The organism is Devosia sediminis (assembly GCF_016411825.1).
Classification (GTDB): Bacteria; Pseudomonadota; Alphaproteobacteria; order Rhizobiales; family Devosiaceae; genus Devosia; species Devosia sediminis.
Genome location: NZ_JAEKMH010000002.1, coordinates 573,091 through 599,062, shown reverse-complemented (window position 1 = coordinate 599,062; position 25,972 = coordinate 573,091). Strand labels below are relative to the sequence as shown.

Sequence of the window (25,972 nt, the reverse complement as noted above, 5' to 3'; positions counted from 1 at the left end):
GGCCACCCCGCACCGTTGCGCGCCCAGACACAAGAGTGTCCGCGAAAGCGCTGATGCATGGTCATCGAGCGCCCAGAAAGGACGATCCATGACCCGCCTGCCCTCCCGCCTTGCCGCCACGGCGATCTGCCTGCTGCCGGCCGCCGCCTTTGCCCAGCCGCAGGGTAATGTCGGTCTTTACTCCGACGTGACCATTGAAGGTGCCATTCTCGAACCCGAACCGATCGCCGTGTCGGACGATGCCGAACTCGCCGGGCTGATCCGTGTGCCCGAAGGGTTTTCGGTCGCCGTGGCCGGCCGTGAAATGGGCAATATCCGCATGCTCGCCACCCATGGCGACCATGTCTACGCCACCCGCCGCACCGAAGCCGATGTCATCCGTTTCGATGACGAGGACGGCGACGGGACTTACGAAGGTTTCACCGTCGTGGCCGCCCGCCCCGGCATGCACGGTATCGCCATCCATGAGGACACGGTCTATCTGGCCACCGTCAACGAGGTCTATACCGCGCCCATCGCCGCCGACGGCACGTTTGGCGAGCTGACCCGCATTATCGACGACCTGCCCGATGGCGGCCAGCACCCGAACCGCACCCTCGCCATCGGCCCCGATGGCATGCTCTATATTTCCGCCGGCTCCACCTGCAATGCCTGCGCCGAGACCAATCCGGAAAGCGCCACCATGCTGCGTGCCAAGCCGGATGGCTCGAGCCGCACGATCTTCGCCACCGGCCTGCGCAACACCATCGGCTTCGGCTGGGAGCCGAACACCGGCCGCCTCTATGGCGCCGATCACGGCATCGACTGGCTGGGTGATAATGAACAGCAGGAAGAGTTCAATCTCGTCGAGCAAGGCAAGCAATATGGCTGGCCCTATGTCTACGACTTCTCGCGCCTCAACCCGCAGGACAATCCGCCCGAGGGCATCACCCTCGAACAGTGGGCCGAAATGAGCGAGGAGCCGGCGCTCGGCTATACCGCCCATGCCGCGCCGATGCAGATGACCTTCTATACCGGCGACGCCTTCCCCGAAGAGTATCGGGGCGACGCCTTCGTTGCCATGCGCGGCTCGTGGAACCGGCGACCGCCCAGCGGCTACGAAATCTCTCGCATCGACTTCAACGCAGAAGGCGAGCCGGTCACCTGGGACCACTTTGCCGAAGGCTTTTTGATCGAAGGCGAGGATGGGGGCTATGGCTTCCTCAGCCGCTTGGCCGGCATCACCCAGACAAGCGATGGCGACCTGCTGGTGGCCGACGACTTTTAACGGCATCCTGTTCCGCATCACGGCCGATGGCCAAGCCGCGACGGAAGCGGCCGAGATGGCGACCCCACCTGATGTCACCGAAAAGCCGGCGCCTTCGGACATCGCCATCAACCTCGTGGACGCCGAAGCTGACCTCTCCGTGACGGCGCGCACCTTTGCCGATGGCGACCTGATCCCCCTCGCTCATGCGGCACAAGGCGACAATGCCTCGCCGGCCCTCGAATGGGGTGATGCACCCGAAGGTGCGCAGTCCTTCGTCGTCATCGTCGATGATCCTGATGCCGCCGAGCCAAAACCCTTCGTCCATTGGGTGCTGTTCGACGTGCCGGGCGATGCCACCGGCATCCGCGAAGGCCTGCCGAGCGATCCCGTGCTGCAGGAGCCCGAGGGTGCCAAGCAGGGCGTCAACAGCCGGGGCCAGATCGGCTATGTGGGCCCGCGCCCGCCGCTGGGCGATCCGGCCCACAACTATCACTTCCAGGTCTTCGCCCTCGATATCGCAGAGCTTCCGGTGCAGCCGGGCGCGAAGCGCGAAGATGTGCTGGCCGCTATGGAAGGCCATGTTCTCGCCGCCGGCGAGATCGTCGGCCAGTATGAGCGCCCGGGACCCGAAGCGCCCATCAACTAGAGAATGTTCGAAGCGCCCTCCCCTCTCCGGGAGGGCGCTTTTTCCTTATTCCGCCTTCAGCCGTTCCAGGATGGCGTCGAACTGGACCATGGAGACATTGGCGCCCCATTCCATGCCGGTATCCACGACACCATTGCGCATTGCGATATCGGGGAAGTTCGAAATCGAGCGGTAAAAGGTCTTGCCGTCTCGCTCCTCGAACTGGTGCTCCTCGTAATAGCGCTCGTCTTCCGGGGCCATGCCGTCCACCACGAAGGTGTTCCGGATCAGGCTTTTAGGCTCGACGGCGAGATAAGTGCCGAACATGGTCCATTTGGTGCCATCCGGTGACAGACTGTCGATCCGCCACTTGCCGCGGGGGCGCACGTCATATTCGATCACTGTATTATTGCCGAAGCCCCACCATTGGCCGACGTGCTCCATTTCGGTCCACACTTTCCATACCAGCGCCAGCGGCGCGTCAAAGGTGCGGGACATGATGATCAGCGGCTGATCGTCGGGCAGTTCGGTTTTGAACGGGTTGGGAAAACTCTGGTCGTTCATGGCACGTCTCCTCAGTTCGTCGTGTCGGATTTGGGGGTCTGCAAATGCTTGAGGTAGGTATCGAGCTGATCGAGATTCTGTTCCCAGAACTTGCGGTAGAATTCGACTAGGGAGGCCACCTCGCGCATGGGCGCGGCCTCCAGCTTGCAGGGGCGGTATTGCGCCTGCCTGCCGCGCGTCACGAGGCCTGCCGATTCCAGCACCTTGATGTGCTTGGAGACGGCCGCCAGGGTCATGTCGAAAGGTTCGGCCAGTTCATTAACGCTCGCCTCGCCCGTCGCCAACCGTGCAAGGATGGCGCGGCGCGTCGGGTCGGCCAGGGCGGCGAGTGTGGTGCTCAGAGCGTCGGTCATCGTTCAGCCAATCTATATTCAACTGTTTTGTTGAATACTACCTGGTTGAATACGAGTCAAGCATTGATTGGCACGGTTTAACCCCACCCACCGAGCCGTCCTCGGGCTCGACCCGAGGACCACTGCTAACGCTCGCGAAAGTTGCGATTGGCCCTCGGGTCAAGCCCGAGGGCGGAACAGTGCTGGGCGGAGCAGGTGCATAGGCCCACCTTTCGTCGCCTCAGAGCGCGGCTGCCATCAGCGAGGCATTGCCGCCGGCTGCCGTCGTGTCGATGCAGACATGTCGCTCCAGTTGCAGCCTGCCGATATCGTCCGTCGAGGTCAGGATCGGCAACAGTGCGCCGTCCCGTTCCGCGAGCGCCATGCGAATGCCGCGCAGCTCTCCGTCATCCCCGAACCAGGCGATCGCTGCAAAGCCCTGCCCTGTCCGTAGCCGGTCGAAATCCAACTCGCTGGCCAGCGCCCCGCAGCCCGCCGCCATCGCCATCTCCTGCTGCGCCGCCACGTCGTCCGGCGTTGGTCCCAGGCAAAGCAGCGTACCGCGCGGCGCGACATGGAGCTGGTTGCTCTCGCCGGTTGGGCCGGGCAGGTCGAGTGCTCCGGTCTGCAGGGCCGATCCAGCCTGGGTGAAGCGCGACAGATAGTGTGGACCGCCGGCCTTTGGGCCGGTGCCGGAAAGACCTTCGCCGCCAAAGGGCTGGCTGCCCACCACGGCACCGATCTGGTTGCGGTTGACATAGATATTGCCCGCATGGACCTGCCGGGCCAGCCGCCGCACCCGCGAGGCGATGCGGGTATGCATGCCGAAGGTCAGTCCATAGTTCGAGGAATTAATGGCGGCGATGACCTTGTCGATCTCCTCGCCGTGGAAAGTCGCGACATGCAGGACCGGCCCGAAGATTTCCTCCGGCATGTCCTCGATACCCGAAACCCGCAGAACGGTGGGCGGGAAGAACGTCCCCTGCTCCGGAGCTTGCAACTGATGCACCACCCTGTCCTGCCGCTCGGCAACATAGGCAGCGATCTTGTCGCGCGCCGCGCCGTCGATAATCGGTCCGATATCGGTGGAGAGGTCCCACGGATCGCCCAAGCGCAGTTCGTCCATGGCCCCCTTGAGCATGTGGAGCGTGTGCTCAGCCACGTCCTCCTGCACATAGAGGATACGGAGCGCCGAACAGCGCTGCCCGGCCGACTGAAACGCCGAGGCGAGGACATCGCGCACCACCTGCTCTGTCAGCGCCGTCGAATCCACCACCATGGCATTGAGGCCACCGGTTTCGGCAATGAGAGGCGCGTGCGGCGATGCGTTGGCCGCCATCGCTTTTTCGATGGCTCTGGCGGTTTTCAGCGAGCCGGTGAACGCGACACCCGCAAGTGCGGTGCTTGACGTTAACAGTCCGCCAACAAATTGCCCGCCGATCAGCAATTGCAGCGCATCGGTCGGCACGCCCGCCTCATGCAGCAACGCCACCGCCCGCGCGGCAGTCAAAGGCGTTTGCGGCGCCGGCTTGGCCAGCACAGGATTACCCGCCACCAACGCGGCCGCCACCTGTCCGGTGAAGATCGCCAGGGGAAAATTCCAAGGCGAAATGCAGACAAACGGACCGCGCGGTGCGTCGATCAGCCCTTCCGCCTGTTCGGCGTAATAGCGAAGAAAATCAACGGCTTCGCGCAGTTCAGCGACCGCATCGCCCCAGGTCTTTCCGGCCTCGCGGGCCAGGAGGGCAAAGAACTCGGCCTGGTTGGCTTCGTAGAGATCGGCAGCCCGGCGCAGAATATCGGCCCGTTCGCCTACTGGATAACGTCCCCAACCGGATGCCGAGGCTGACGCAAAGGCCTGGTCCACCTCGGCTTTTGTCGCCTCGGCCACAGTACCTACCGCGTCGTCGTGATTAGCCGGATTGATCACGGCAGTGCCGGGGCCAAACTCCCATCGGTGGTCTCGAAAGTCTTCCCGGCCCTCGGCAACCACGCCGAGGGCGACGCTGTCAGAAAGGTCCAACCCTCGGGAATTTATTCGCTTTCCGAAAATTTCTGCTGGCGCGGGAATGGCCGGATTGGGCAGGTTCTGACCCAGGGCAAGCAGCTTGCCGATGGGGTCCTCGGCGACCTGCGCGGCGGGAATGTCCTCGTCGGCAATCTGATAGACGAAAGAGCCATTGGCGCCGTTTTCCAGCAGGCGGCGAACGAGGTAGGCCAGGAGGTCCTTGTGGGCGCCGACCGGAGCATAAATCCTTGTCGTTGTTCCATGATTCTTGCGCAAGGCGACATGAAGCTGTTCGCCCATGCCATGGAGACGCTGGAATTCGAAGCTGCCCTTGTCGCGTCCGGCCGCCTCGGCCAGATGCAGCACGGCCGCAGCCGTATGGGCATTGTGGCTGGCAAACTGCGGATAGATGCGGCTGGTCTCGAACAGCCGCCTAACCGCTGCGATATAGCTCACATCGGTTGCCGCCTTACGGGTGTAAACGGGATAGCCGGGAAGCCCAAGTGTCTGCGCCCGCTTGATTTCCGCATCCCAATAGGCGCCCTTGACCAGGCGGACCATGATGGTGCGATCGAGCTTTTCGGCGGTGGCGTCGAGCCAGTCGATCAGCGGCAACACCCGTTTGCCATAGGCCTGCACCACCACGCCAAACCCGTGCCACCCGGCCAGTTCCGGCGTCGCCAGCACCGCTTCGATGACATCGAGCGACAGGTCGAGCCGGTCTGCTTCCTCGGCATCGATGTTGAAACCCATATTGGCCTTGGCTGCGACCAGCGCCAGTTTGCGCGTGGATTCAACGAGTTCCGCCATGACCCGGTCACGCTGCGCCACTTCGTAGCGCGGATGCAGAGCGCTGAGCTTGACCGATATGCCGGGATTGTCGCGTACGGCACCATGGACGCAATGCGGCGCCAAGGCATTAATGGCATTGAGATAGGCTTGGAAATAGCGCTCGGCATCCGCCTGCGTCCGCGCCGCTTCGCCCAGCATATCGTAGGAATAGCGCAGGCCCTGGGCCTCGGGCTTTCTGGCATGGGCAATTGCCTCGTCGATGGTCCTGCCGAAGACGAACTGGCTTCCCATGAGCCGCATGGCTTGGCCGACCGCTGTCCGGATCACTGGCTCACCGAGCCGCGCCACCGCCCTATGTAGCGCCGATTTCGGCCCGACTTCCGGCTCCCCTAGCACATCGGCCGTGAGACTCAGCGCCCAGGACGAAAAGTTCACCAGGGGGCTGGGCGAACCGCCGAAATGGCTGGCCCAGTCTGCTCCACCGACCTTGTCATGGATCAGTGCATCGATGGTCTCGCTATCAGGCACCCGCAGCAGCGCCTCCGCCAACGACATCAGGGCCAGACCCTCATCGCTGTCGAGGCCATATTCAGCGAGGAAACTTTCCATCAGGCCCAGCTTGGTGCCGGACCGTACCGCGTTGACGAGGCCGACCGCCTCAGCCGAAATTCGGCCTCGCCCCTGTTCATCGAGCCCCGTGCGGGCAATGAGTCTGGTGACCGACTCTGCCTCATCAGCATAGTTCTGGTTGCGCAGGGCAGCACGGGCGGCGGTTTGTGCGTCGGACATCGGGGCCTCAGGTGACTTTGGCGCATCTTGCCAGAGGCGTGACAGGCGTTTCGTCCTATCTTGCGGCGTGCAAGCCTTCGGATATACAATTTGGCCTGACAAATCAGGACAATCGCCTATCATGTCATCCGCTGACAGCCCTTTGGACCAGATCGATCGGCGCATCCTCGACGAACTGGCTCGCGACGGAAGGTTAAGCGTTGCGGAACTCAGCCGTCGGGTGAACCTGAGCAAGACACCATGCCAGGCGCGGATCAAGCGGCTCGAAAAGGCGGGATACATTCTGGGCTATCGGGCGGTGATCGATCCCACGCGTCTTGGTCTTCCGCATGTGGCCTTTGTCGAGGTCCGGCTCAGCGATACCCGCAAGGCGGCGCTGGAGGCCTTCAACAAGGCGGTGCGCGCGCTACCGGAAGTCGAACAAGCGCATATGATCGCCTCGAGCTTCGACTACCTGCTGAAGGTGCGCACCAAGGACATCGCCGCCTATCGCGAGGTTTTGGGCGAAAAGCTCTCCGCCCTGCCGCATGTGGCGCATACCTCGACACATGTCTCGATGGAGGCCGTCAAGGATGATGTCGAATAGCTTCCGGTGCATGAAACAGCCATGAGAACCATCCTCGTCGTCGGCATAGGCACCGGCAGCCCGGAACACCTGACCGTCGCCGCCATCGACGCCCTCAACCGGGCAGACGTGCTGTTCGTGCCCGAGAAGGGGGTGAGCAAAGCGGGGCTTGCAAATGTGCGGCGTGCCATTATCGAGCGCTTCGTTCGTCGCGAAGACCCACGCATCATCGGCTATGCGGTGCCGCGCCGGGACGCCAAAAACCCCGAATACGAACAGGGCGTTGCGGAATGGCACCAGGCCCTCTCCGACATCTTTGCCCTGCTTGTCGCCGATGTTCCCGAAGGAGGCACAGGTGCCTTTCTGGTCTGGGGCGATCCGGGCCTTTACGATTCCACCCTGCGCATCCTCGAGCTGGTTCCCCAATCGATAACGGTCGAGGTCATCCCCGGCATCACAGCCGTCCAGGCGCTGACCGCCGCGCATGGCATCGCCCTCAACCGCATCGGCCAGCCTGTGGTGATCACCACCGGCAGACAGCTCGGGACTGTGGAAGTCGATACCGTGGTCATGCTGGACGGTCGGATGGCTTTCCTGGACGCAGATCCGGACCTCGACATCTATTGGGGCGCCTATCTCGGCACGCCCGATGAGCTTCTTATCGCCGGGCGCCTGGGCGACGTTGCCGACCGCATCGCCACGACGCGGCAGGTGGCCAGGGAGGAGCATGGCTGGATCATGGATACCTACCTGCTCCGCAAGCCGCAGTAGTGCTGGCACGAGACGACTGCTACTGTTCGGGCATGACGTCCGCCCTGACCAGCGCCCCGGCCAGCACCATTGCCGCCATCGCCACCCGCTCTGCCCGGCGTGGCGCCTGCCCAACGCTGGCCGAGCCAATGCCGACCGGTGATGGCCTGCTTGCACGCATAAGGGTCGCTGGACGTGCGCTGACGCCCAGGCAGGTTTTGGAACTGGCAAGGCTGGCTGCCCAATACGGCAATGGGCTCGTTGAAATCACCGCGCGCGGCAATGTCCAGGTGCGCGGGCTCCGTCCGGACACGAATTCAACCTTTGCTGCGGCCGTAGAAAAGCTCATCTCCATAGAGACCGGCCTCGTCATCGACATTTCGCCAATTACCGGCATCGACCCCAAGGAACTGTGCGACCCGCGTCCGATCGCCAGCGCCATTGCGGCGGGGGCCAGAGCTTTCGAGGATAAGCTGGGGCCAAAGGTCAGTGTGGTGGTCGATGGATGCGGACAAATTTCGCTGGCCGCACTCAAGGCCGACATCCGTCTGGCTGCCACCCGAATGCGGCACTGGGCCGTTCAGTTTGGGGGTGGCAAGCCGCAATTGATGGATGCTGACGCGGCCGTGGCGGCGACCCTCGCCGTACTCGGCGCGCTCGCTGCAATCGGTCCGGAGTGCCGCGCGACCGACCTTTTCCCGCAGAATAGTCACGAGCCGCACGCCGCCACAAAACATCGGGATGGTGACCACTACGATGTGGCTGGCGGGCACACTACCGCACTCGCCCTCCCTTTCGGATCGGCCCGGAGCAAGGACCTCTTGGCCTTGGCGGAGGCAGCCGAGATCTTCGGCGTCACCACGTTCCGGCTCGCGCCCGACCATGTGCTCCTCATGGACAATGCGCCGGCGGAACTGATTGCCCGCGCCGCTACGCTCGGCTTCATCATATCTGCAGACGATCCACGCCGGCGTGTCAGCGCCTGCATCGGCATGGAAGGATGTTCATCGGGCTTCATCGCGGCCCGCGCCGTGGCGGAGAAACTGGCAGGTCACGTCGGGCCGCGACACTTGCATGTGTCCGGCTGCAGCAAGGGATGCGCCCATCCACGACCGGCGGCAGTGACCGTGGTCGGCCGCCCAGACGGGATTGGCCTTGTCATCGGCGGACGGGCAGGCGATACGCCACACAAGATACTGGACGAAGCCGGTCTGACCGACGTGCTGGTCCACCTTCAGGTGCCCGATGACGCAATATGACTATATCAAGGATGGCGACAGCATCTATCGCCAGTCCTTCGCCATCATCCGCAGCGAGGCCGACCTGTCGCACTTCTCCGATGAGGAAGCAGAGCTCGCAGTTCGCATGATCCACGCGGCTGGGCTGGTCGAGGCGGCCGAGCATTTCGACTTCGGACCGGGCTTTGTAACGGCCGCCCGCCGCGCCCTGATGGCCGGTGCGCCTATCCTCTGCGACGCCGAAATGGTGGCGCGCGGTGTCACTGCGTCGCGACTGCCTGCCAACAACGAAGTCATCTGCACGCTGCGCGACCCGCGCACCCCCGATCTCGCCGCCGCCATCGGCAATACGCGCTCCGCCGCCGCGCTGCACCTTTGGGACAAGCATCTCGAGGGCGCCGTGGTGGCGATCGGCAACGCGCCCACAGCCCTCTTCCATCTGCTCGAGATGTTGCGCGATGGCGCACCCAAGCCCGCCGCCATTCTTGGCATGCCGGTGGGCTTTGTAGGCGCCGCGGAATCCAAGGATGCGCTGGCCGAAAACTCCTATGGCGTGCCCTATGCAGTGGTGCGTGGGCGCCTGGGCGGCAGCGCCATCACCTCGGCCTGTCTCAATGCCCTGGCGAGGCCGGGCCTGTGAGCGGCAAACTGATCGGTGTCGGCACCGGACCGGGTGACCCGGAGCTGCTCACCCTCAAGGCCGTGCGCGCCATCACCGGGGCCGATGTGGTTGCCTGCTTTGCAAAGCGCGGCAACCCGAGCAATGCCCGGGCCATCGTCGCACAGCATCTTCGCCCGGGCCAGATCGAGGAGGCGCTGGATTACCCGGTGACCACCGAGATTCATCGCCACGCCGGGGATTACAAGACGCAGATACAGGCCTTTTATGACGAGGCCGCCGAACGGCTGGCCGCGCATCTGGGGGCCGGGCGAACTGTCGCCGTCTTGAGCGAGGGCGATCCGCTACTCTATGGCAGCTATATGCATCTGCACGTGCGCCTGGCACCCCGGTTCGAGACCGAGGTGATCCCGGGCATATCGGCCATGTCCGGGTGCTGGTCGGCGGCGGGACTGCCGCTGGTGCAGGGCGATGACGTGCTCACCATCCTGCCCGGGACACTCGACGAGCCCGAACTGACGCGCCGCCTTGCCGACACGCAGGGCGCGGTCATCATGAAGCTCGGACGCAATCTGCCCAAGGTTCGTGCCGCACTCGCGAATGCCGGGCGCCTCGACGGTGCGCTCTATGTCGAGCGTGGCACCATGAACAATGCCAGCACCATGGCACTCAGCCGCAAGGTCGATGACGCGGCCCCATATTTCTCGCTGGTCCTGGTGCCGGGGTGGAGCGCGCGACCATGACCGGCAAGTTGACCATTGTCGGCACGGGGCCGGGCAACCCTGGCCAGGTCACGCAGCAGGCGCTCGGCGCCATCGCGGCGAGCGACGTGTTCTTCGGCTATGGACCCTATCTCGACCGGCTCACCCTGCGGCCAGACCAGGTACGCATGGCCTCGGACAATCGTGAGGAAATCGACCGGGCTCGGGCCGCCCTCGATGCGGCATCCAAGGGCGCGGCAGTCTGCGTCGTGTCAGGTGGCGATCCGGGTGTCTTTGCCATGGCGGCCGCCATCTGCGAGGCGGTCGAGCATGGCCCGGAAACCTGGCGGCGTCTCGACATCGAAATCCTGCCCGGGGTCACCGCCATGCTCGCCGTCGCCGCCCGTGCTGGCGCCCCGCTTGGCCATGACTTCTGCGCCATCTCGCTTTCGGACAATCTGAAACCCTGGGAGCTGATCGAGCGCCGCCTGCGCGCTGTCGCCGAGGCGGGCCTCGTCATCGCCCTCTACAATCCGATTTCCCGGGCCCGCCCCTGGCAACTGCCAACGGCCTACAAAATCCTGCGCGAGGTGCTCCCGGTCACCACGCCTGTGGTCCTGGGCCGCGCAGTCGGGCGCCCCGATGAGCACTTCATCGTCGTCCCCTTGGGCGAAGCCGAGCATCACAGCGCCGACATGGCCACCTGCGTCATCATCGGCTCGGCCGATACACGCGTCATCGAGCGGCCCGGCATGGATCCACTGGTCTACTCCCCACGCGGGTCCGGCTGATGAGCACACCATGGCTGACCATTGTCGGTATTGGCGAGGACGGTCTCTACGGCCTATCCCCGGCTGCGCGCGCCGCCATGACCGGCGCCGAATTCGTCTTCGGCGGTGCACGCCACCTGGAGCTGGCCGCGCCGGCGATCAAGGGCGAGCAGCGGCCCTGGCTGTCACCGTTTTCCGACTCGGTTGCCGATGTCCTGGCCCTGCGTGGGCGCCGGGTCTGCGTCCTCGCTTCCGGCGACCCGTTTCACTACGGCGTCGGGGCAACCCTATCGCGCCATGTGGATGCGGCGCAAATGCTGGTCATACCCCACCCTTCGGCTTTCAGCCTTGCCGCTGCTAGGCTGGGCTGGGCATTGCAGGATGTGATGACCCTTTCCCTTCACGGACGCCCGATCGATCTTATCCGCCCTCATCTGCACGTCGGCTCGCGCATCCTGACGCTGACCTCCGATGAGCGGGGCCCCGGTGCCCTCGCAGCGCTGCTCGTGGAAGCAGGTTTCGGCCGCTCGATCATCACGGTGCTCGAAGCTCTGGGCGGTCCGCGCGAAAGCATCCGCTCGCAGATTGCCGACGGGTTCACGTTCACCGACCTCGATCCGCTCAATATCTGCGCGATCACCGTTGTCCCACTGCCCGGTGCCCGGCTACTGCCGCTGACGCCGGGCCTGGACGACGCGCTCTACGAGCATGACGGGCAGATCACCAAGCGCGATATCCGGGCGGTGACCCTTTCGGCGCTGTCGCCGAGCCCGCGTGAGCTGCTGTGGGACATCGGCGCGGGATCGGGCTCCATCGGCATCGAATGGATGCTGGCCGACCCCAGCCTGAAGGCTGTTGCCATAGAGGCGGATGCCGACCGCGCCGAGCGCATTCTACGCAATGCCCGCAATTTTGGGGTACCGGACCTGCGGGTCGTGACAGGCACGGCGCCCGAGGCGTTGGCCGGTCTCGAGCCGCCCAATGCCATTTTCGTCGGCGGTGGCGGCACCGACCTGGGCGTCATGGACGCTGCCATGACGGCGCTTCGCCCGGGCGGCAGGCTGGTGGCCAATGCGGTGAGCCTCGAAATGGAGCAGGTGCTGCTGGCGCTGCATGACCAGAATGGCGGCGACCTCATCCGCCTCGCCGTGGCACAGGCGGCGCCGCTCGGCGGCATGACTGGCTGGCGCCCTGCCCTGCCGATCACCCAATGGCGGTGGACCAAGCCATGACAGTTCACTTCATCGGTGCCGGGCCTGGCGCTGCCGACCTCATCACCGTGCGCGGCCGCGACCTGTTGGCTGCGTGCCCCGTTTGCCTTTATGCCGGCTCGATCGTGCCACGCGAAATGCTCTCCTGGTGCCGGACCGATGCGCGGCTCGTCGACACCGCACCGCTCTCGCTGGACGAGATCGAAGCCGAATATGTGCGGGCCGAAGCGGCAGGCGAGGATGTCGCCCGTCTCCACTCGGGTGACCTCTCGATCTGGAGCGCCGTCGCCGAGCAGATGCGCCGGCTTGATCGGCTCGGCATCGCCTACACGCTGACGCCGGGTGTCCCCGCCTTCGCTGCTGCCGCAGCGGCGCTCGGCCGCGAACTGACCATCCCCTCGGTCAACCAGTCTCTGGTTCTGACCCGCGTGGACGGTCGCGCTTCACCCATGCCCGAGGGCGAAACACTCGCCGCATTCGGCGCGACGGGAGCGACCTTGGCCATTCACCTGGCCATCCATTCCCTCGACCGCGTGGTCGCCGAACTGCGCCCCATCTACGGCGAGGACTGCCCGGTGGCCATCGTTGCCCATGCCAGCTGGCCTCAGGAAACCATCATCCGCAGCACGCTGAACGACATTGAAGGCAAGTTCGATCCCGCCATCGAGCGCACCGCGATCATCTTCGTCGGCAAGGCCCTCAACGCTGAAAATTTCCGCGAAAGCGCGCTTTACGACGCGGGATATCAGCGGCGGTTTAGAGGCCGGGAAGGCTGTTCCGACTAGCTATTGATCCTCTTGGACCAAGGCCTGCCCAAAAGTCGCGGGAGAGGATTACACCCTCTGTCCCGCGAGGGCTAAGTCTATCAGGCCTCTACCGAAATCAGCTGACGCAACTGATCCACAGTGAGGAAATCTTCATTGCTTCCGCTGCTGTAGCTGAAATCCGCGTCCACAGTCTTTGCGCCACGTTCCTGGATATATCGTTCGAACAGTGCCGGATCGCTGGGGGGGAGGATCGCGTAGTATGTGCCAATGTCCAAAGTGTTTGGCGCATCGCTTGAGGTGATCATCTCCTCATGGATCTTCTCGCCGGGACGAACTCCGACAACCGGCTTCTCGCATTCCGGACCGATGGCCTCGGCCACGTCGAGGATCCGATACGAGGGTATCTTGGGAACCAATATCTCGCCGCCCCAGGCGTTCTCGATCGCCCAGAGCACCATCGCCACACCTTCGTCCAAAGTAATATTGAACCGTGTCATGCGTGGATCGGTGATCGGCAAAGTCCCCGAAGATCGCAGCTTCTGGAAAAAGGGAATAACCGACCCGCGGCTACCCATGACATTGCCATACCGGACGACGCTGAAGCGCGCGTCGCGCGAGCCACGGATATTGTTGGCGGCGACAAAAAGCTTGTCCGAGCAAAGCTTGGTCGCGCCGTAGAGGTTGACCGGAGCTGCAGCTTTGTCTGTCGAAAGAGCGACAATGCGCTTAACGCCATTGGCCAGGGCAGCGTCAATGACGTTCTGAGCACCAATGACATTGGTGTTGATGTATTCAAACGGATTGTATTCGGCTGCCACGACCTGTTTCAGAGCGGCAGCGTGCACGACGATGTCAACGCCTTCCAGTGCTCGCTCTATGCGGCCCCGGTCGCGCACGTCGCCCAAGAAGTAGCGCAGGCAAGGATACTTCTCGTCGGAAAATTCCTGCTGCATTTCGAACTGCTTGAGTTCATCGCGGGAGAAGATCACCAGACGACGGATGTCAGGATAGCGTTCCAGAATTGTACGAACGAACGCGCGCCCAAACGAGCCCGTGGCGCCGGTAACGAGGATAGAACTTCCAGAAAACATAGACCTACCGAATTGTGCCGCCCGAGCGGAAATAATTGCGACTCTCATAGTGGCCTAGCAGGAGCGCGGCAAGATCAGACTTGCGCAAAGCTTGGCCGCTGGGATGATTGCCCTCGGTTTGCACAGCCACTAAAAGGGCGTCAACCCAGCTATAGACATTTGTTCAGGAAGCGATGAAGCGGATCAGACTCTACTGGAACACGCTACGCTACCTGCGTCCGGTTCAGATCTTTGGCCGTATTGCGTTTCGACTATCGCGCCCGAAGCCCGATGTCAGCCCACATCCGCGCCGTGCAACGGTCGTTCGGCCAATTCACTATCACGAATGGCGCGAGCCCAGTCTCATCGAGCCGCAGATCGCGCGTTTCCTGGGCACCACGGCCGCGCTAGCTACGCCATCTGACTGGCGCGATCCTCAACGCAGTGCGCTCTGGCTCTACAACGCACACTACTTTGACGACCTCCTGGCCCGAGACGCTGTCGACCGGCGGTCGTGGCATATCGAGCTTGTTGGCAGGTGGATCGCAGAAAATCCGCCGGGAAGCGGTATTGGCTGGGCGCCTTATCCAAGTTCGCTGCGCATAGTGAACTGGATCATCTGGCTTTGCCGGACAGACGGCATCGCAACGGAGACCATAATTCAGTCGCTTGCGGTGCAGACACGCTATCTGTCTCGCCGGCTCGAGCATCATATCTTAGGCAACCACCTCTTCGCCAATGCCAAGGCTTTAGTCTTTGGGGGGCTGTTCTTTGATGGCAAGGAGGCCGACGAATGGTACCGGCTGGGCATCGCCTTGCTGAAGCGTGAACTCGCCGAACAAATCCTGGCCGATGGGGGCCACTTCGAGCTGAGCCCGATGTACCATCACATCATCCTCGCCGATATGCTCGATCTTATCGCCATTCACGCGGCGTTCGGCCGCTCCTGCCCCTCAGATTGGCTGGATGTAGTGCGCAAAATGTTCGGTTGGGCAGAAGCGATGACGCATCCGGACGGACAGATCAGCCTTTTTAACGATGCGGCATTCGGTGTGTCCGCCACCCTTACTCAATTGCGGGGCTATGCTGCGGAACTCGGCATTCGATTGGACCGTACAGACCAGGCGGAGCTCACGCGTCTCACGGAAAGCGGTTATATGCGCATGCAGCGAAACGGCGCCTGCGTTATTGCCGATGTCGCCAATGTCGGCCCTGATTATCTGCCCGCTCATGCTCATGCCGACACGCTCTCGTTCGAACTGTCACTGGATACATGCCGGGTCGTGGTCAATGGTGGCACGTCCGAGTATGGCACCGGTCCAGAGCGACTACGTCAGCGTGGTACGGCAAGTCACTCCACGCTCATGCTGGACGGAAACAACTCGTCCGAGGTCTGGAGCGGTTTTCGCGTGGCGCGACGCAGCCGAATTGTCCGGTGTGAGGCAACGGCGGAGAGCGACCGCATTCGTGTCGAGGCGGAGCATGACGGATATGCCCGTTTAGGCGGCAAACCAATGCATTCGCGTCGCTGGACACTAACCGACAATGGCCTTGCGGTGTTCGACAGGGTGATGTGGGAGGGCGAACATTGCATCGACATCTTCTTTCACCTTTCTCCCGACATACAGGCGCTGCGAAGTGATGATGGCACGGTCATGTTGTACAAGCGCTTGGATAATTCTGTCGTCGCACGGGCGGTGTCGAGCCTTCCTGATCAGCTCGACATCATGGCGTCGAGCTGGCATCCGCGGTTCGGCGTCAGCCTGGAAAGCCAGTCCCTTCGCATCCATGGACGCCATACGCTGCCGTTCGAACATACGATGACACTTGCTTGGGAGCCGTCGTGAGACTGCTGATCCTCTCGTTCTATTTTCCGCCCGATCTCAGCGCCGGTTCATTCCGGACACGAGCCCTAGTCGATGCCCTCCGTAGGGCACGCCCGGATATCGAGATCGACGTTATCACCACGGTCCCGAACCGCTATCACAGCCATTCCCAAGGCGCGGGCGATTTCGAGGACATTCCCGGTGTCACCGTCACACGCCTCCCACTGAAAATGCACAAGAGTGGCATGCTCGACCAGTCGCGCGTGTTCATCGACTTTGCCCGCCAGGTGCTGACGCATACCCGGGGCCGGCGGTGGCCATTGGTCTATGCAACCTCTTCAAGATTGATGACCGCGGCACTGGGATCGGTGGTTGCCAAAAGGTCCAAAGCAAAGCTCTACCTCGATATTCGAGACTTGTTCACCGACACGATGAACGATGTGATGGGCGGGTCGCTCACGCGCCATCTCCTTTGGCCCTTCCGCCTGATCGAGCGGCATACATTCCGCGCAGCCCAAAGGATAAATCTGGTCTCTGAGGGATTCCTCGATCACGCGCGTGCCATAGCGCCAAGCCAGAGCTATCGCACCTTTACCAACGGCATCGACCCGGAATTTCTGGAAACGGATTTCGACAAGCCTACTCGCGCCTCTACGGAGCCGTTGCAGGTGCTCTATGCCGGTAATATCGGTGAAGGCCAAGGCCTGCATTTGGTGCTACCGGCCGCAGCCAAGGCGCTTGCCGGCAAAGCTCACTTCACGATCATCGGCGATGGCGGTCGGCGGGTGGCACTCGAGCAGGCGCTTGCGGACGCTGGAGTGAGCAACGTCACGCTGGAAGCGCCTGTGCCACGAAACCAATTATTTGCGCGCTATCGCGCCGCAGATATCCTTTTCCTGCACCTCAATGACCATCCCGCCTTTCTCAAAGTACTGCCGTCCAAGATCTTTGAGTATGGCGCGACGGGCAAACCAATCCTGGCTGGTGTGGGCGGTTATGCCGCCCAGTTCATCAATGCCCAGATCGAAGGTAGTGCCGTCTTCGAGCCATGCGACGTAAACGGCATGGTGGCGGCATTCGAGACTCTGGCTGCCAATCCCTGGGACGGCGACCGATCTGCATTCAAGCAAGCTTATGCTCGTACCACGATCATGGACGGGCTAGCTGCCGACATCCTCGCCATCGCCAACCAACCCTAGGAGTCCCATCGTGAGCGTAGTGGCAATTACAGGGGCTGGGGGCTTTGTTGGCCGCGCTTTAGTGAAACGCCTGGCACAGGGCCAGCATGAGGTCGTGCCTCTGGTCAGGTCACCCATACCGGGAAACACTGCGTCGCATCGCGACCTGCCTAACCTTGCAAGCCTGGCGGCCGGAGAAGCCGGCGTCGACCTGAGCGGCGTGGACATTCTTATCCACTGCGCTGCGATTACGCAGAGCAAAACCAACATGACCGAGGCGGAAAGGCAGCATTTGTTCGCGGTCAATGTGGGCGGCACCGCTGCACTGGCTCGAGAAGCCGTGGTCGCTGGCGTAAAACGCTTCGTGCTTCTCAGCTCGGCCAAAGTGAATGGTGAGACAACCGCGCCCGGCACTGCTTTTCGTGCGGACGACCCAGCCGCCCCTCTCGATGACTATGGACTGAGCAAACTGCAGGCCGAACAGAGTCTTGTCTCGACCGCTGTCGGCACCTCACTTGAAACCGTCATTATCCGACCGCCGCTAGTCTACGGGCCGGGAGTCGCTGGCAACTTTCGGCAACTGATCAAGCTGTCAGCGAAAGGTCTGCCGCTGCCGTTGGGCGGTGTCCACAATCGCCGGAGCATGATCGCGGTGGACAACCTTGCTGATCTCATCGCTCTCGCGATGGATCACGATAAAGCCGCAGGGCGTATCCTGATGGCTTCGGATGGCGAGGATATTTCAACCTCGGAACTGATTGCCCGGCTGGCCCGCCTGCAGGGGGCGCCCGTGCGCCTACTGAGTGTGCCGGCGAGCATACTGATATCGGCTTTGGCACTGATGGGGCGCAAGGGGATCGCCGATCGGCTACTGAGCTCGTTTCAAGTGGACAGCGCAGGCACGCGGGCCCTGCTCGACTGGACGCCGCCACTGGGTGTCGATGCCGCCCTAGCCGACACGATCAGCAGCCCGCCGTGAGCGGCGCTGTTATTTCCCAGCTTGGGCGAGGTCGATCGTGACGCGACTTACTTCCACGATTTCGTCGAAGGGGATCGGTGATTCTCCGCCATTTCGGATCGCGCCTACAAACGCCTCGGCGCAGGCCCGCTGCCCCTTGTCCTGACGCCATAGCCGCCAACTCTTGAAACCCGGCCAACCGAAGCCGGTCAACTTCCGAAAGTTGTCAAGCTGCAGGATGCGACCGGCGGCAAATACCTCCAACCGTTCCTTGGGAAAGGCTTTGTTCCCATTGGCAAAATAATGAACTGTACCGAGCGATCCATCGGCGAACCGCATGGTCAAGGTGACCGTATCGCCATTCGTGCTATCCATATCGACACGCTGTGCATCGACGATGGGGTGACCCGCCAGAAAACGCAAAAGATCGATGAAGTGGCAAGCCTCACCCAGGATCCGGCCTCCACCAATGGTGGCATCCTGGGTCCAGTGTTCGCTGGGGATAGAGCCGGCATTGACCGTCATGACGAACGACTTCGGAGTGCCGACTGACGCCAGCAGGTCCTTGATCTTCCTGACATGCGGCGCAAAGCGCCGATTGAACCCAACCATGACAATAGACTTGCCAGCGGAACGCGAGGCTACGATATCGTCGAGCTCCGGTCCGGTCAGGCAGAGTGGCTTTTCGACAAAAACGTGCTTACCGGCGCGCAGCGCCTGGTTGACGAAGCGGGCATGGCTGTCGTGCCTGGTGGTCACGACCACAGCCTCGGTCTGCTTGTCGGCCAGCAACGCGTCCGTGTCAGTCGTCGTCTCGGAGAAGCCGAACTTCCTGCCGGCGTGCAGTCCCGTGACACCGGCATTGGATGCAATAGAACGTAGTTCGGCACCGGCAGCCTTGAAGGCGGGGATCAGAACTGCCGTCGAATATTTGCCGGCGCCAATGAAGCTGACTGTTGCCGGTCCGGCTTCGGCCTGTGTCGGCGTCAGCTGGACGGTTCTCTCCGCACTCACCGCATGAGCCGGATAAGAGAGGAGAATACCTAAGGAAGGCTCGCTGCCGGACACAACGTCATATGCCGCCTCGGCCTCGGCAATGGCAAACCGATGCGAGATCAACTGCTTTACGTCGATCTGGCCCGTCGCCATCATGTCGAGTACGGCCTCGAAGTTCCGCTGCTCGGTCCACCGGACAAAGCCGACTGGATAGTCGTTACCCTTCTCCTCGTAGGTGGGATCGTACCTCCCAGGCCCATAGGAGCACGAGACTTGGAACGTCAGCTCCTTTTCGTAGAAATCTGCACGCGACAGTTCGAGGCCGGTCACGCCGACAAGAACGATACGCCCGCGTTGGCGGCTCATGAGGGCCGCCTGATGAACCGGCTCGCTGCTCTTGGTCGAAGCGGTGATCAAGACGGCATCCACGCCACGGCCGCGAGAGAAAGCTTGAGCCGCCGCCACCGCGTCCTCGCCAGCAGCCAGATTGACGGTTTCGGCGCCGAACTGCCGGGCCATGGCTAGTCGTTGCGGATCAAAATCGATGCCAAGTACGCGGCATCCGTGTGCGCGCAGAAGTTGCACCGCCACCAGTCCGATCAGCCCCAGGCCTGACACGACAACCGTTTCACCCAGGGTCGGGGCAATCAACCTTATTCCCTGCAGGGCAATGGCCGCGAGAACGGTGAACGAGGCTTCCTCGTCCGTGACCGTGTCGGGGACCAGCGCACAAAGGTTCGACGGCACGCTGACGACACCGGCATGCTTGCCATTGGATATCACGCGCGCGCCAGTTTCGACCTTGAGATCGCCCGCAACATCACCGGCCAGCACGCGACCGACATTGCAGTAGCCAAGCGGCAGAGGTTCGTCGAGTTTGTTGAATACTGCTTCCAGCGTGGGCATGACGCCATCGGTACGCATTTTGTTGAGCACGTCACGAACACGCTCCGGCTGCTGGCGCGCCTTGGCGAGCAGGCCTGCCTTGCCGAAGTCCACAAGCATGCGCTCAGTACCGGCGGACACCAGCGTGCAAGAGGTCTCGACGAGAAGGTGACCGGCGCGAGGGCCCGGGGCGGGCACGTCGGCCACTTCGGTGGTCCCCGTACGCAGCGATTGGAGGACCTGTTTCATGCCTTCACCTCGGCCAATCCAAGAGCACGCTCGAAAAGGGCATTCTTTTCGGAACGATTGGGATAGTTGATCAGCACGGCGCGGTACTTTCCCTTGAAGACGAACAGGCTACCTGCGGCAGCACCTATGACGCGGTGCGTACAAACCAAATCTTCGATATCGGCCAGCGAGCCCGCGCCGCCAAGAAGCGTCATAGGCAATGTGATTGCCTCCCGGATGCGGCTGGCCAGTTCAAGGTCATACCCCTGCATAAGGCCGTCGCGATCTATGGAATTGACGACGACTTCGCCAGCGCCCAGCTGCTCGAGACGCTTGGCCCAATTGACGGGATCAAGCCCAGTCTTGACCGTGCCATTGTGAGTCATGACCTCGTAGCGGCGCAAAAGGCCGGTGCGGGCCACGTCCAGGACGACGACGAGACTTTGACTGCCCACTTGGCGCGCCGCCTCGGTGACCAGTTCTGGCCGAGCAACAGCGGCCGCGCTCAGGGCAACCTTTTCAACACCAAAGCCAATGATGCGCTGCACCTGCTCCGCAGTCTTCACACCACCACCGTAGCAGAGTGGCATACGGCATTCGTTAGCCAGATCAGCGATCATCTGGTAGTTGGGTTCGCGGCCCTCGCGAGTTGCATCGATATCGACGACGATCAGTTCGTCGACTTCCTTTTCATTGAAGATGCGCACCGCATTGATCGGGTCACCCACGTATTTGGGATCGGCGAAACGTGTCGTCTTCACCAGCCCGCCTTCATGGACGAGCAGGCAGGGAATGATGCGAGGCTGGACCACTTATAGCTCCGCGAAATTTTGCAGGAGCTTGATGCCCCATTGATGGCTCTTCTCGGGGTGGAATTGCACTCCGAAGATATTGTCCACCTGCACAGCTGACGCAAAACGCGTGCCGTAGTCGGTATGTGCCAAGGTGTCCTGCGGACGATGCGGCGCAAACAGGTAGGAATGTAAGAAATAGAAGCGCGGATCAGGCATATCGCGAAACAGGGTCTTTTCATCGCTCGGGTGGGCCGTACTCCACCCCATATGCGGCAGGTGCGTCCGGTCAGTGAACTGGCTTTCGTCAAATCGCCGGACATCGGCATCGATCCAGCGCAGTCCCGGCAGTGAGCCTTCTTCGCTGGAATTGGCCATCATCTGCATACCGACGCAGACGCCAAGAACCGGAACCTTACGATTGAGCACCATGTCGTCCAGGCAATTGCGCATACCCGATTGGTCCAGCAAATGCATGGCCCAATCGAAAGCGCCAACCCCGGGGAGAATTATCTTGCTGGCGCTCTCCAGTTCTTCTGCCGTTTCAGCTGTAGAACATTCTATGTTGAGCTGCCGATAGATATTGGCGAAGGCCGCGACATTCCCCAAACCGTACTTTACAATTCGGATCATCGCTTGCCGCCGACCTCCAGTCCGACTGCCTTCATGACGCTGGCGCCGATATTGTAGATTTGGCTCTGAGACTTGTAATCTTTGTACGTCTTCTTCGGCAGTGCCATGAATCCATCAAGTTCAGCCACGCTGATGCCGAGCTTGCTCGCGACGAATTCTTTATCATTGCCGATGGTCTGAGGGTCGTAGGGAGACGACTTGAGCTTCTCGATTGCCTCCTCTCGCGTCATCTGACCGGTGAGAATGAGGCTCGAATACTGCACGCGACGCACATCGTAGCCAAAGCGTTCAGGCAGCCAGTAGCTCTCATAAAAGCGGGTAAAGCGCGACTCGAAGTGCTTTTGCGGATAGGGCTGCCAGCCAAAACGGCTGGTCAGCAGGTCGATGGCATCCTGCTTGTGATAGGGCACGAAGTTGAGCGGACGAACAACCTTGATGCCTTTGAGATACGGCAGCACCAGCTTGTGCCAGAGAATGGATGTTACCGGATACTTCTTCAGCGGCCGCGTGCCGAATTGGCCGTGAATGTCGCGTAGTTGGATGGCGTCGGACTGGTAATACATCCACTCGACAGGATTGCGCACACACTCGGTCGACAGGTTTGCTCCCGTCAGGATGTACTTGACCCCGTATTGCTCGGCGAACTTGTACATCGTGGCGAAGAAGGCGTTATCCTGCGGAGTATCGATGTGGGGGACGCCCGACTTGAAGAATGCCAATTGCAGGTCGCGCATCTCCGGCCAGTCGATTACCTCGGTGTACAGATCGAGGCCAAGGCCATCGACCAGTCGCTCGATGTTGTTGACCGCGATCTGGGAATTCCAGCCGGCATCGACATGAAACACGAGAGGCCGCAAGCCAAATTGTTCCTTGGCGATGTAAGTGAGGTAGGAACTGTCGATACCGCCGCTCATACCAATGATGCAGTCGAAGTCCTTACCCTTGCCGGCCAGTTTGATCTTTTCGACCACCGCTTGAATTTCGGCGAGCCCGGCCTCGCCAGTCTTCCAGTTCGGCAATGTCTCGGAACGGAAGGTTCGGCAGTGATCGCAAACCCCATGCTCGTCGAATGAAATCGCCGAGTCCGTCGTGTCCATGACGCAATTGGTGCAGATCTGGTAGGGCCTGGTGTTCATGGATTCCGCTTGAGCAGTAAAAGGGTCTTCGTGCCGCACGGAGCATGCGCCGCACTCTAGACCGGTTCATACATTAGGCCGCTTGGTCTGCACAACCTCTACCGACGAGCGGATTGGCTGCCGATTTTCCATGCGCCGGGACTGGATATTTCGAGGCGGGGGCCTTAGCGCTTGAATGACAAAGCAGGCCGCTCGACCAGATACCAGGATGCGACACCCAGGAGGATGGTCACTGCCATGATAGCCCAAATCGACCATAGCCCGGCTCCGGCATACAGAAACGCATTTATGACCGGCATATGAAAGAGATAGATACCGTAGGAAAAGTCGTTCCTACGCACAAAATCATTCACATCGTCAGCCAGCGGGATGCGGGCATAGCCTAGCTTGAAGATCAGGGCGGCGATCAGCAGGAATGACAGGGGATTGATTGAGTTCTGGGCATTGATCGTGTAGTTGCCGATCAAGAACATCGAGGCAACATAGGCTAGAATCAGAACGACATAGGGCACTTTCAACAGCCAAGCCTGGATCGGTCGCCAATAGGCGACGGCAAACCCGACCATGAACATGTAAACCCAGGGCAGAAACGTCACGTAGACGATCTTGTTGACAAAGCTGTCCCAGTTGGCGAACTCGCGGAAATAGATATTCGCGACGATCGAAACAACAAACACTGCCGCAGCCAATATCTTCACTCGCATGAACGCCAGAAAGATCAGGGGCGCCAGGATATAGAACTGCAATTCGACGGAGATGGTCCAGAGCGCCCCATTCAACACGCCGGCACCATAGCCTCGCATGAATTCAGGATTGTAAAACTGCAGGAACGAGGCTTGCCCGGCCACCCAGACGAGCAGTTGAAAGGGATTGACGCTTATGCAAGCCATGTATCCCATCGCGAATACGCTGAGCGTGGACAACACGACGCAGACCCAAAGTGCGGGGAATATCCGCAGCGCGCGATTGGCGGCGTATGCACTCAGCCCCCGTCCATGGGTACGGATGTAACTACCGCCGATGAGATAGCCGCTGATGAAGAAGAATACGGGAACACCAGGGACAATCTTGAGGGCGTCGACCGCGTAACCGGTGACCTCAAAATGATTGAGCGTATGTACGACCATGACCTGGATGGCGGCAAGCAGACGGATCAGATTGAAGTTGTTGCGATGAGCCACCCCGGAAGAAGCTACTCGATAGGTGTCGGATGCGACTACGCTCATTCTGGCCTCGTGATCGAAGGGCAGTGGCCGCCCGAACCGCTTGACTAGCATGCAATCAGGCCATCGGATAAGCCAGTTCCCAACCTCGGCATTGGATTTATCGCTACACCGCCTCGGCGACAGACAGGTGGCTGCGTAACTTTGGAATATGTATCTGAAATGAAGACGATCTTGGCGTTCGACTGTTGGCTGCCGGGTTTCACCTATGTCAAAGATATCGTGAGTCGAGACCCCTCGATAAATTTGATCTTTGTTCATACGTCATCGATGCAAACAGGCGCACCGGCGCGAGAATACCAGGACTTCAAGGTCAAATATCCAGCACTGGACTGGGTTCGCGACTTTTCGGATTTCGACTATGATTTCAAGACCCTTTTTGACCGCATCAAGCCCGACGCCCTGCTAGTCACTTCGCTGCATCACATCGAAGATCGGACCGCACTGATCTACGCAAAGCATCGAAAGGTGCCCAGCTACTTCATTCCGCACGGCATCTTCTTCCTTCGCGACGCGCCCCCGGTCACCGACACACCGACAGGCTTTGTCGCAAAGCTGCGGAGATTATTTTTCAAGCTGCCGCGCGTCGCTTACTACACGAATTTTTTCTGGCGCTTTCATTTTGCGTTCCGCCGCGAGGGCGTGGTGTCCGCCGACCTTCGGACCGCGATTGCCACATATCGCGCACTGATCGGCAACTACTTCTATTGGCAATGGAAGCCTGCGGCCGCCACTCAGGATTACTACGCCCGGGCGATTGATACGCTGATCATCTACGATGCGAGCCTGACTGACCACTATCACAAGAACTATGGGCGTATTGTTGACGGCTCGCGCTTTGTCACCTCAGGCACGCTCGATGTCGCGAAACTTACGTCTCACCTGCAAAGCAATCCTGACCTAGCTCCTTCTTCGCAGCGGATCGCCTATTTTGTCTCCAGCCCCTATACCGAGTACTTTGAGGAGCCACTGGCGAGCATCTACAAGGATATGGTCCAGAAGCTGCGCGATCTCGTCCTTGCCGCGGGCTATGATAGCCTGATCTATCGTCCACATCCCGGAGAACCCGACGAGTTCACGCAATTCATGTGTGCGGACCTCAATATCGAGATTGATACTGCTGGGGGCGTAGGCGGGCTCATAACGTCAGAACTTATCTGCGGCACGTCGTCATCGCTGCTCTATATCGCGGTCATTCTTCAGAAAAAGATTCTCATCTTGGACAGCCATCGTATCCCTGTCGACCTGCCCTACTATGAGCCATTGCTCAGCTATCCTGCAGTGCAGTTCAATGCTGACCTCGACCGAGACGAAAAGGCTTTGGCGGACCTCCGGGTTCAGACAGGACGCACCGGCAAACCTGACATCAGCGAACTGAAAGACCCTGTGACGGATTTCATCAACCTTGTATACGGACGGTATCCATCGCACGAACCGGCGGACGATGGCGGCCCTCATCAAGGGAATATACGGTAGTGCATATCGACACTGAAACGCTCAAGCGAGAATGGTCCGGTGCGATCATGCGCTGGTGGTTTGTCCCGCTTGTCGCCGCCGCTCTGGCTGGTGTCGTGGCATATCCTATCGCGTCACACTTCAATCCCCCGCTGGCGCGTGGGTGGACCTACATCTACATGCCGACTGAAGAGGTTGCGGGATTCAGAGAGGCCGTTGATGCATTGCCGGCCGACATCGAAAGAGTTTCCGACGCTCATGCCAACCAGTTCCTGATGCTGACTGGGCCAACCCTCGAAGAGACTCGCGACCGATTGACTGCCGCCCGCACCACGCTCGAAGACATTGCCAAGGCAAGTGTGGGGGCCCAGGGGACGACGGCGTCCCCGGAGGCGGAGGAATGGGTACGCAAGCTTCAAACTGAAACTGTATCGGCGATTCCTGTCGGCGGCCCAGGAGAAGCCACTTCCATGTCGATTGCGTGGGCTTTCATGCTGGCCATTGGTGGGATACTTCTCCTGCATAGCAGGAAGTTCGACAGACGCCTGAACACCCCGGAGCGCGACCCTGATCGGGTTGCGCTCGACACTACCAGACAATCTTGATTGGAGCT

General features: G+C 61.1%; 24 protein-coding genes. 15 read left to right on the top strand and 9 right to left on the bottom strand.

Annotated elements, in window-relative coordinates:
• Positions 1-88: 88 nt before the first annotated feature.
• Both JEQ47_RS10190 and JEQ47_RS10185 read left to right on the top strand, forming a co-directional pair.
• Positions 89-1,267: a PQQ-dependent sugar dehydrogenase gene (locus JEQ47_RS10190; RefSeq protein WP_198876293.1), complete on the top strand. Its 1,179-nt coding sequence runs from the start codon at positions 89-91 to the stop codon at positions 1,265-1,267.
• A complete protein-coding gene (locus JEQ47_RS10185) occupies positions 1,236-1,895 on the top strand; it encodes a YbhB/YbcL family Raf kinase inhibitor-like protein (protein WP_198876292.1) in 660 nt (219 codons plus the stop codon). The genes JEQ47_RS10190 and JEQ47_RS10185 overlap by 32 nt, the downstream gene beginning before the upstream one ends.
• Before the next feature lie 45 nt (positions 1,896-1,940).
• On the opposite strand, the gene JEQ47_RS10180 is transcribed toward JEQ47_RS10185, so the two are convergent.
• The 3 genes from JEQ47_RS10180 to putA form a co-directional block, all read right to left on the bottom strand.
• Entirely contained in the window at positions 1,941-2,438 is a 498-nt protein-coding gene (locus tag JEQ47_RS10180; protein ID WP_198876291.1) for an SRPBCC domain-containing protein, read from the bottom strand.
• Positions 2,439-2,449: 11 nt separating this feature from the next.
• Positions 2,450-2,791 (bottom strand): ArsR/SmtB family transcription factor, encoded by a 342-nt coding sequence (locus JEQ47_RS10175; RefSeq protein ID WP_198876290.1) that lies wholly within the window; start codon positions 2,789-2,791, stop codon positions 2,450-2,452.
• 220 nt (positions 2,792-3,011) lie between these two features.
• The gene (gene putA, locus JEQ47_RS10170; RefSeq protein ID WP_198876289.1) at positions 3,012-6,359 is read right to left on the bottom strand and encodes a bifunctional proline dehydrogenase/L-glutamate gamma-semialdehyde dehydrogenase PutA; all 3,348 of its coding nucleotides are present in this window, start codon (positions 6,357-6,359) and stop codon (positions 3,012-3,014) included.
• Positions 6,360-6,480: 121 nt separating this feature from the next.
• Here putA and JEQ47_RS10165 point away from each other — a divergent pair, with 121 nt between their 5' ends.
• From JEQ47_RS10165 to cobM, 8 genes are read left to right on the top strand one after another with little or no spacing between them, the layout of a single operon-like run.
• Positions 6,481-6,945: an Lrp/AsnC family transcriptional regulator gene (locus JEQ47_RS10165; RefSeq protein ID WP_198876288.1), complete on the top strand. Its 465-nt coding sequence runs from the start codon at positions 6,481-6,483 to the stop codon at positions 6,943-6,945.
• Between the two features lie 21 nt (positions 6,946-6,966).
• Entirely contained in the window at positions 6,967-7,695 is a 729-nt protein-coding gene (cobF, locus tag JEQ47_RS10160) for a precorrin-6A synthase (deacetylating) (protein WP_198876287.1), read from the top strand.
• The gene (gene cobG, locus JEQ47_RS10155; RefSeq protein ID WP_198876286.1) at positions 7,695-8,933 is read left to right on the top strand and encodes a precorrin-3B synthase; all 1,239 of its coding nucleotides are present in this window, start codon (positions 7,695-7,697) and stop codon (positions 8,931-8,933) included. Before cobF ends, cobG begins: the two co-directional genes overlap by 1 nt.
• Positions 8,920-9,552 carry a precorrin-8X methylmutase gene (locus tag JEQ47_RS10150; RefSeq protein WP_198876285.1) on the top strand — a complete coding sequence of 211 codons (633 nt, stop codon included), beginning with the start codon at positions 8,920-8,922 and terminating at the stop codon, positions 9,550-9,552. The genes cobG and JEQ47_RS10150 overlap by 14 nt, the downstream gene beginning before the upstream one ends.
• The gene (locus JEQ47_RS10145; protein WP_328768735.1) at positions 9,549-10,274 is read left to right on the top strand and encodes a precorrin-2 C(20)-methyltransferase; all 726 of its coding nucleotides are present in this window, start codon (positions 9,549-9,551) and stop codon (positions 10,272-10,274) included. The genes JEQ47_RS10150 and JEQ47_RS10145 overlap by 4 nt, the downstream gene beginning before the upstream one ends.
• Complete coding sequence (locus JEQ47_RS10140) at positions 10,271-11,023, top strand: precorrin-3B C(17)-methyltransferase (RefSeq protein ID WP_198876284.1); 753 nt, start codon at positions 10,271-10,273, stop codon at positions 11,021-11,023. The genes JEQ47_RS10145 and JEQ47_RS10140 overlap by 4 nt, the downstream gene beginning before the upstream one ends.
• Entirely contained in the window at positions 11,023-12,234 is a 1,212-nt protein-coding gene (cbiE, locus tag JEQ47_RS10135) for a precorrin-6y C5,15-methyltransferase (decarboxylating) subunit CbiE (RefSeq protein WP_198876283.1), read from the top strand. The genes JEQ47_RS10140 and cbiE overlap by 1 nt, the downstream gene beginning before the upstream one ends.
• A complete protein-coding gene (gene cobM / locus JEQ47_RS10130; RefSeq protein WP_198876282.1) occupies positions 12,231-12,998 on the top strand; it encodes a precorrin-4 C(11)-methyltransferase in 768 nt (255 codons plus the stop codon). Before cbiE ends, cobM begins: the two co-directional genes overlap by 4 nt.
• Before the next feature lie 80 nt (positions 12,999-13,078).
• Here cobM and pseB read toward each other — a convergent pair whose 3' ends face one another.
• Complete coding sequence (pseB, locus tag JEQ47_RS10125) at positions 13,079-14,071, bottom strand: UDP-N-acetylglucosamine 4,6-dehydratase (inverting) (RefSeq protein ID WP_198876281.1); 993 nt, start codon at positions 14,069-14,071, stop codon at positions 13,079-13,081.
• 173 nt (positions 14,072-14,244) lie between these two features.
• Between pseB and JEQ47_RS10120 the strand changes: the two genes are divergently transcribed.
• Genes JEQ47_RS10120 through JEQ47_RS10110 form a run of 3 tightly spaced genes read left to right on the top strand, consistent with a single transcriptional unit; the run spans position 14,245 to position 18,033 of the window.
• On the top strand, positions 14,245-15,897 hold the full coding sequence (locus JEQ47_RS10120; protein ID WP_198876280.1) for a heparinase II/III family protein: 1,653 nt from the start codon (positions 14,245-14,247) through the stop codon (positions 15,895-15,897).
• Positions 15,894-17,075 carry a glycosyltransferase family 4 protein gene (locus tag JEQ47_RS10115; RefSeq protein WP_198876279.1) on the top strand — a complete coding sequence of 394 codons (1,182 nt, stop codon included), beginning with the start codon at positions 15,894-15,896 and terminating at the stop codon, positions 17,073-17,075. The genes JEQ47_RS10120 and JEQ47_RS10115 overlap by 4 nt, the downstream gene beginning before the upstream one ends.
• A 10-nt stretch (positions 17,076-17,085) precedes the next feature.
• Entirely contained in the window at positions 17,086-18,033 is a 948-nt protein-coding gene (locus JEQ47_RS10110) for an NAD-dependent epimerase/dehydratase family protein (protein ID WP_198876278.1), read from the top strand.
• Between the two features lie 9 nt (positions 18,034-18,042).
• Here JEQ47_RS10110 and JEQ47_RS10105 read toward each other — a convergent pair whose 3' ends face one another.
• The 5 genes from JEQ47_RS10105 to JEQ47_RS10085 form a co-directional block, all read right to left on the bottom strand.
• Positions 18,043-20,142 carry a bi-domain-containing oxidoreductase gene (locus JEQ47_RS10105; protein WP_236020775.1) on the bottom strand — a complete coding sequence of 700 codons (2,100 nt, stop codon included), beginning with the start codon at positions 20,140-20,142 and terminating at the stop codon, positions 18,043-18,045.
• Entirely contained in the window at positions 20,139-20,933 is a 795-nt protein-coding gene (locus JEQ47_RS10100) for an AglZ/HisF2 family acetamidino modification protein (RefSeq protein WP_198876277.1), read from the bottom strand. Before JEQ47_RS10100 ends, JEQ47_RS10105 begins: the two co-directional genes overlap by 4 nt.
• A complete protein-coding gene (gene hisH / locus JEQ47_RS10095) occupies positions 20,934-21,545 on the bottom strand; it encodes an imidazole glycerol phosphate synthase subunit HisH (protein WP_198876276.1) in 612 nt (203 codons plus the stop codon).
• The gene (locus JEQ47_RS10090) at positions 21,542-22,681 is read right to left on the bottom strand and encodes an N-acetyl sugar amidotransferase (RefSeq protein WP_198876275.1); all 1,140 of its coding nucleotides are present in this window, start codon (positions 22,679-22,681) and stop codon (positions 21,542-21,544) included. The genes hisH and JEQ47_RS10090 overlap by 4 nt, the downstream gene beginning before the upstream one ends.
• Before the next feature lie 164 nt (positions 22,682-22,845).
• Positions 22,846-23,907: an acyltransferase family protein gene (locus JEQ47_RS10085; RefSeq protein ID WP_198876274.1), complete on the bottom strand. Its 1,062-nt coding sequence runs from the start codon at positions 23,905-23,907 to the stop codon at positions 22,846-22,848.
• Between the two features lie 159 nt (positions 23,908-24,066).
• Between JEQ47_RS10085 and JEQ47_RS10080 the strand changes: the two genes are divergently transcribed.
• Both JEQ47_RS10080 and JEQ47_RS10075 read left to right on the top strand, forming a co-directional pair.
• Positions 24,067-25,380: a hypothetical protein gene (locus JEQ47_RS10080; protein ID WP_198876273.1), complete on the top strand. Its 1,314-nt coding sequence runs from the start codon at positions 24,067-24,069 to the stop codon at positions 25,378-25,380.
• Positions 25,380-25,964: a hypothetical protein gene (locus tag JEQ47_RS10075; RefSeq protein WP_198876272.1), complete on the top strand. Its 585-nt coding sequence runs from the start codon at positions 25,380-25,382 to the stop codon at positions 25,962-25,964. The genes JEQ47_RS10080 and JEQ47_RS10075 overlap by 1 nt, the downstream gene beginning before the upstream one ends.
• The last annotated feature ends 8 nt before the right edge of the window (positions 25,965-25,972 follow it).

Excerpts from the sequence above, each read along its gene's own strand:
- JEQ47_RS10190 (WP_198876293.1), top strand. The coding sequence starts at position 89 with ATGACCCGCCTGCCCTCCCGCCTTGCCGCCACGGCGATCTGCCTGCTG.
- JEQ47_RS10185 (WP_198876292.1), top strand. The coding sequence starts at position 1,236 with ATGGCGACCTGCTGGTGGCCGACGACTTTTAACGGCATCCTGTTCCGC.
- JEQ47_RS10180 (WP_198876291.1), bottom strand. The coding sequence starts at position 2,438 with ATGAACGACCAGAGTTTTCCCAACCCGTTCAAAACCGAACTGCCCGAC.
- JEQ47_RS10175 (WP_198876290.1), bottom strand. The coding sequence starts at position 2,791 with ATGACCGACGCTCTGAGCACCACACTCGCCGCCCTGGCCGACCCGACG.
- putA (WP_198876289.1), bottom strand. The coding sequence starts at position 6,359 with ATGTCCGACGCACAAACCGCCGCCCGTGCTGCCCTGCGCAACCAGAAC.
- JEQ47_RS10165 (WP_198876288.1), top strand. The coding sequence starts at position 6,481 with ATGTCATCCGCTGACAGCCCTTTGGACCAGATCGATCGGCGCATCCTC.
- cobF (WP_198876287.1), top strand. The coding sequence starts at position 6,967 with ATGAGAACCATCCTCGTCGTCGGCATAGGCACCGGCAGCCCGGAACAC.
- JEQ47_RS10150 (WP_198876285.1), top strand. The coding sequence starts at position 8,920 with ATGACGCAATATGACTATATCAAGGATGGCGACAGCATCTATCGCCAG.
- JEQ47_RS10140 (WP_198876284.1), top strand. The coding sequence starts at position 10,271 with ATGACCGGCAAGTTGACCATTGTCGGCACGGGGCCGGGCAACCCTGGC.
- cbiE (WP_198876283.1), top strand. The coding sequence starts at position 11,023 with ATGAGCACACCATGGCTGACCATTGTCGGTATTGGCGAGGACGGTCTC.
- cobM (WP_198876282.1), top strand. The coding sequence starts at position 12,231 with ATGACAGTTCACTTCATCGGTGCCGGGCCTGGCGCTGCCGACCTCATC.
- pseB (WP_198876281.1), bottom strand. The coding sequence starts at position 14,071 with ATGTTTTCTGGAAGTTCTATCCTCGTTACCGGCGCCACGGGCTCGTTT.
- JEQ47_RS10120 (WP_198876280.1), top strand. The coding sequence starts at position 14,245 with ATGAAGCGGATCAGACTCTACTGGAACACGCTACGCTACCTGCGTCCG.
- JEQ47_RS10105 (WP_236020775.1), bottom strand. The coding sequence starts at position 20,142 with ATGAAACAGGTCCTCCAATCGCTGCGTACGGGGACCACCGAAGTGGCC.
- hisH (WP_198876276.1), bottom strand. The coding sequence starts at position 21,545 with ATGATCCGAATTGTAAAGTACGGTTTGGGGAATGTCGCGGCCTTCGCC.
- JEQ47_RS10090 (WP_198876275.1), bottom strand. The coding sequence starts at position 22,681 with ATGAACACCAGGCCCTACCAGATCTGCACCAATTGCGTCATGGACACG.
- JEQ47_RS10085 (WP_198876274.1), bottom strand. The coding sequence starts at position 23,907 with ATGAGCGTAGTCGCATCCGACACCTATCGAGTAGCTTCTTCCGGGGTG.
- JEQ47_RS10080 (WP_198876273.1), top strand. The coding sequence starts at position 24,067 with ATGAAGACGATCTTGGCGTTCGACTGTTGGCTGCCGGGTTTCACCTAT.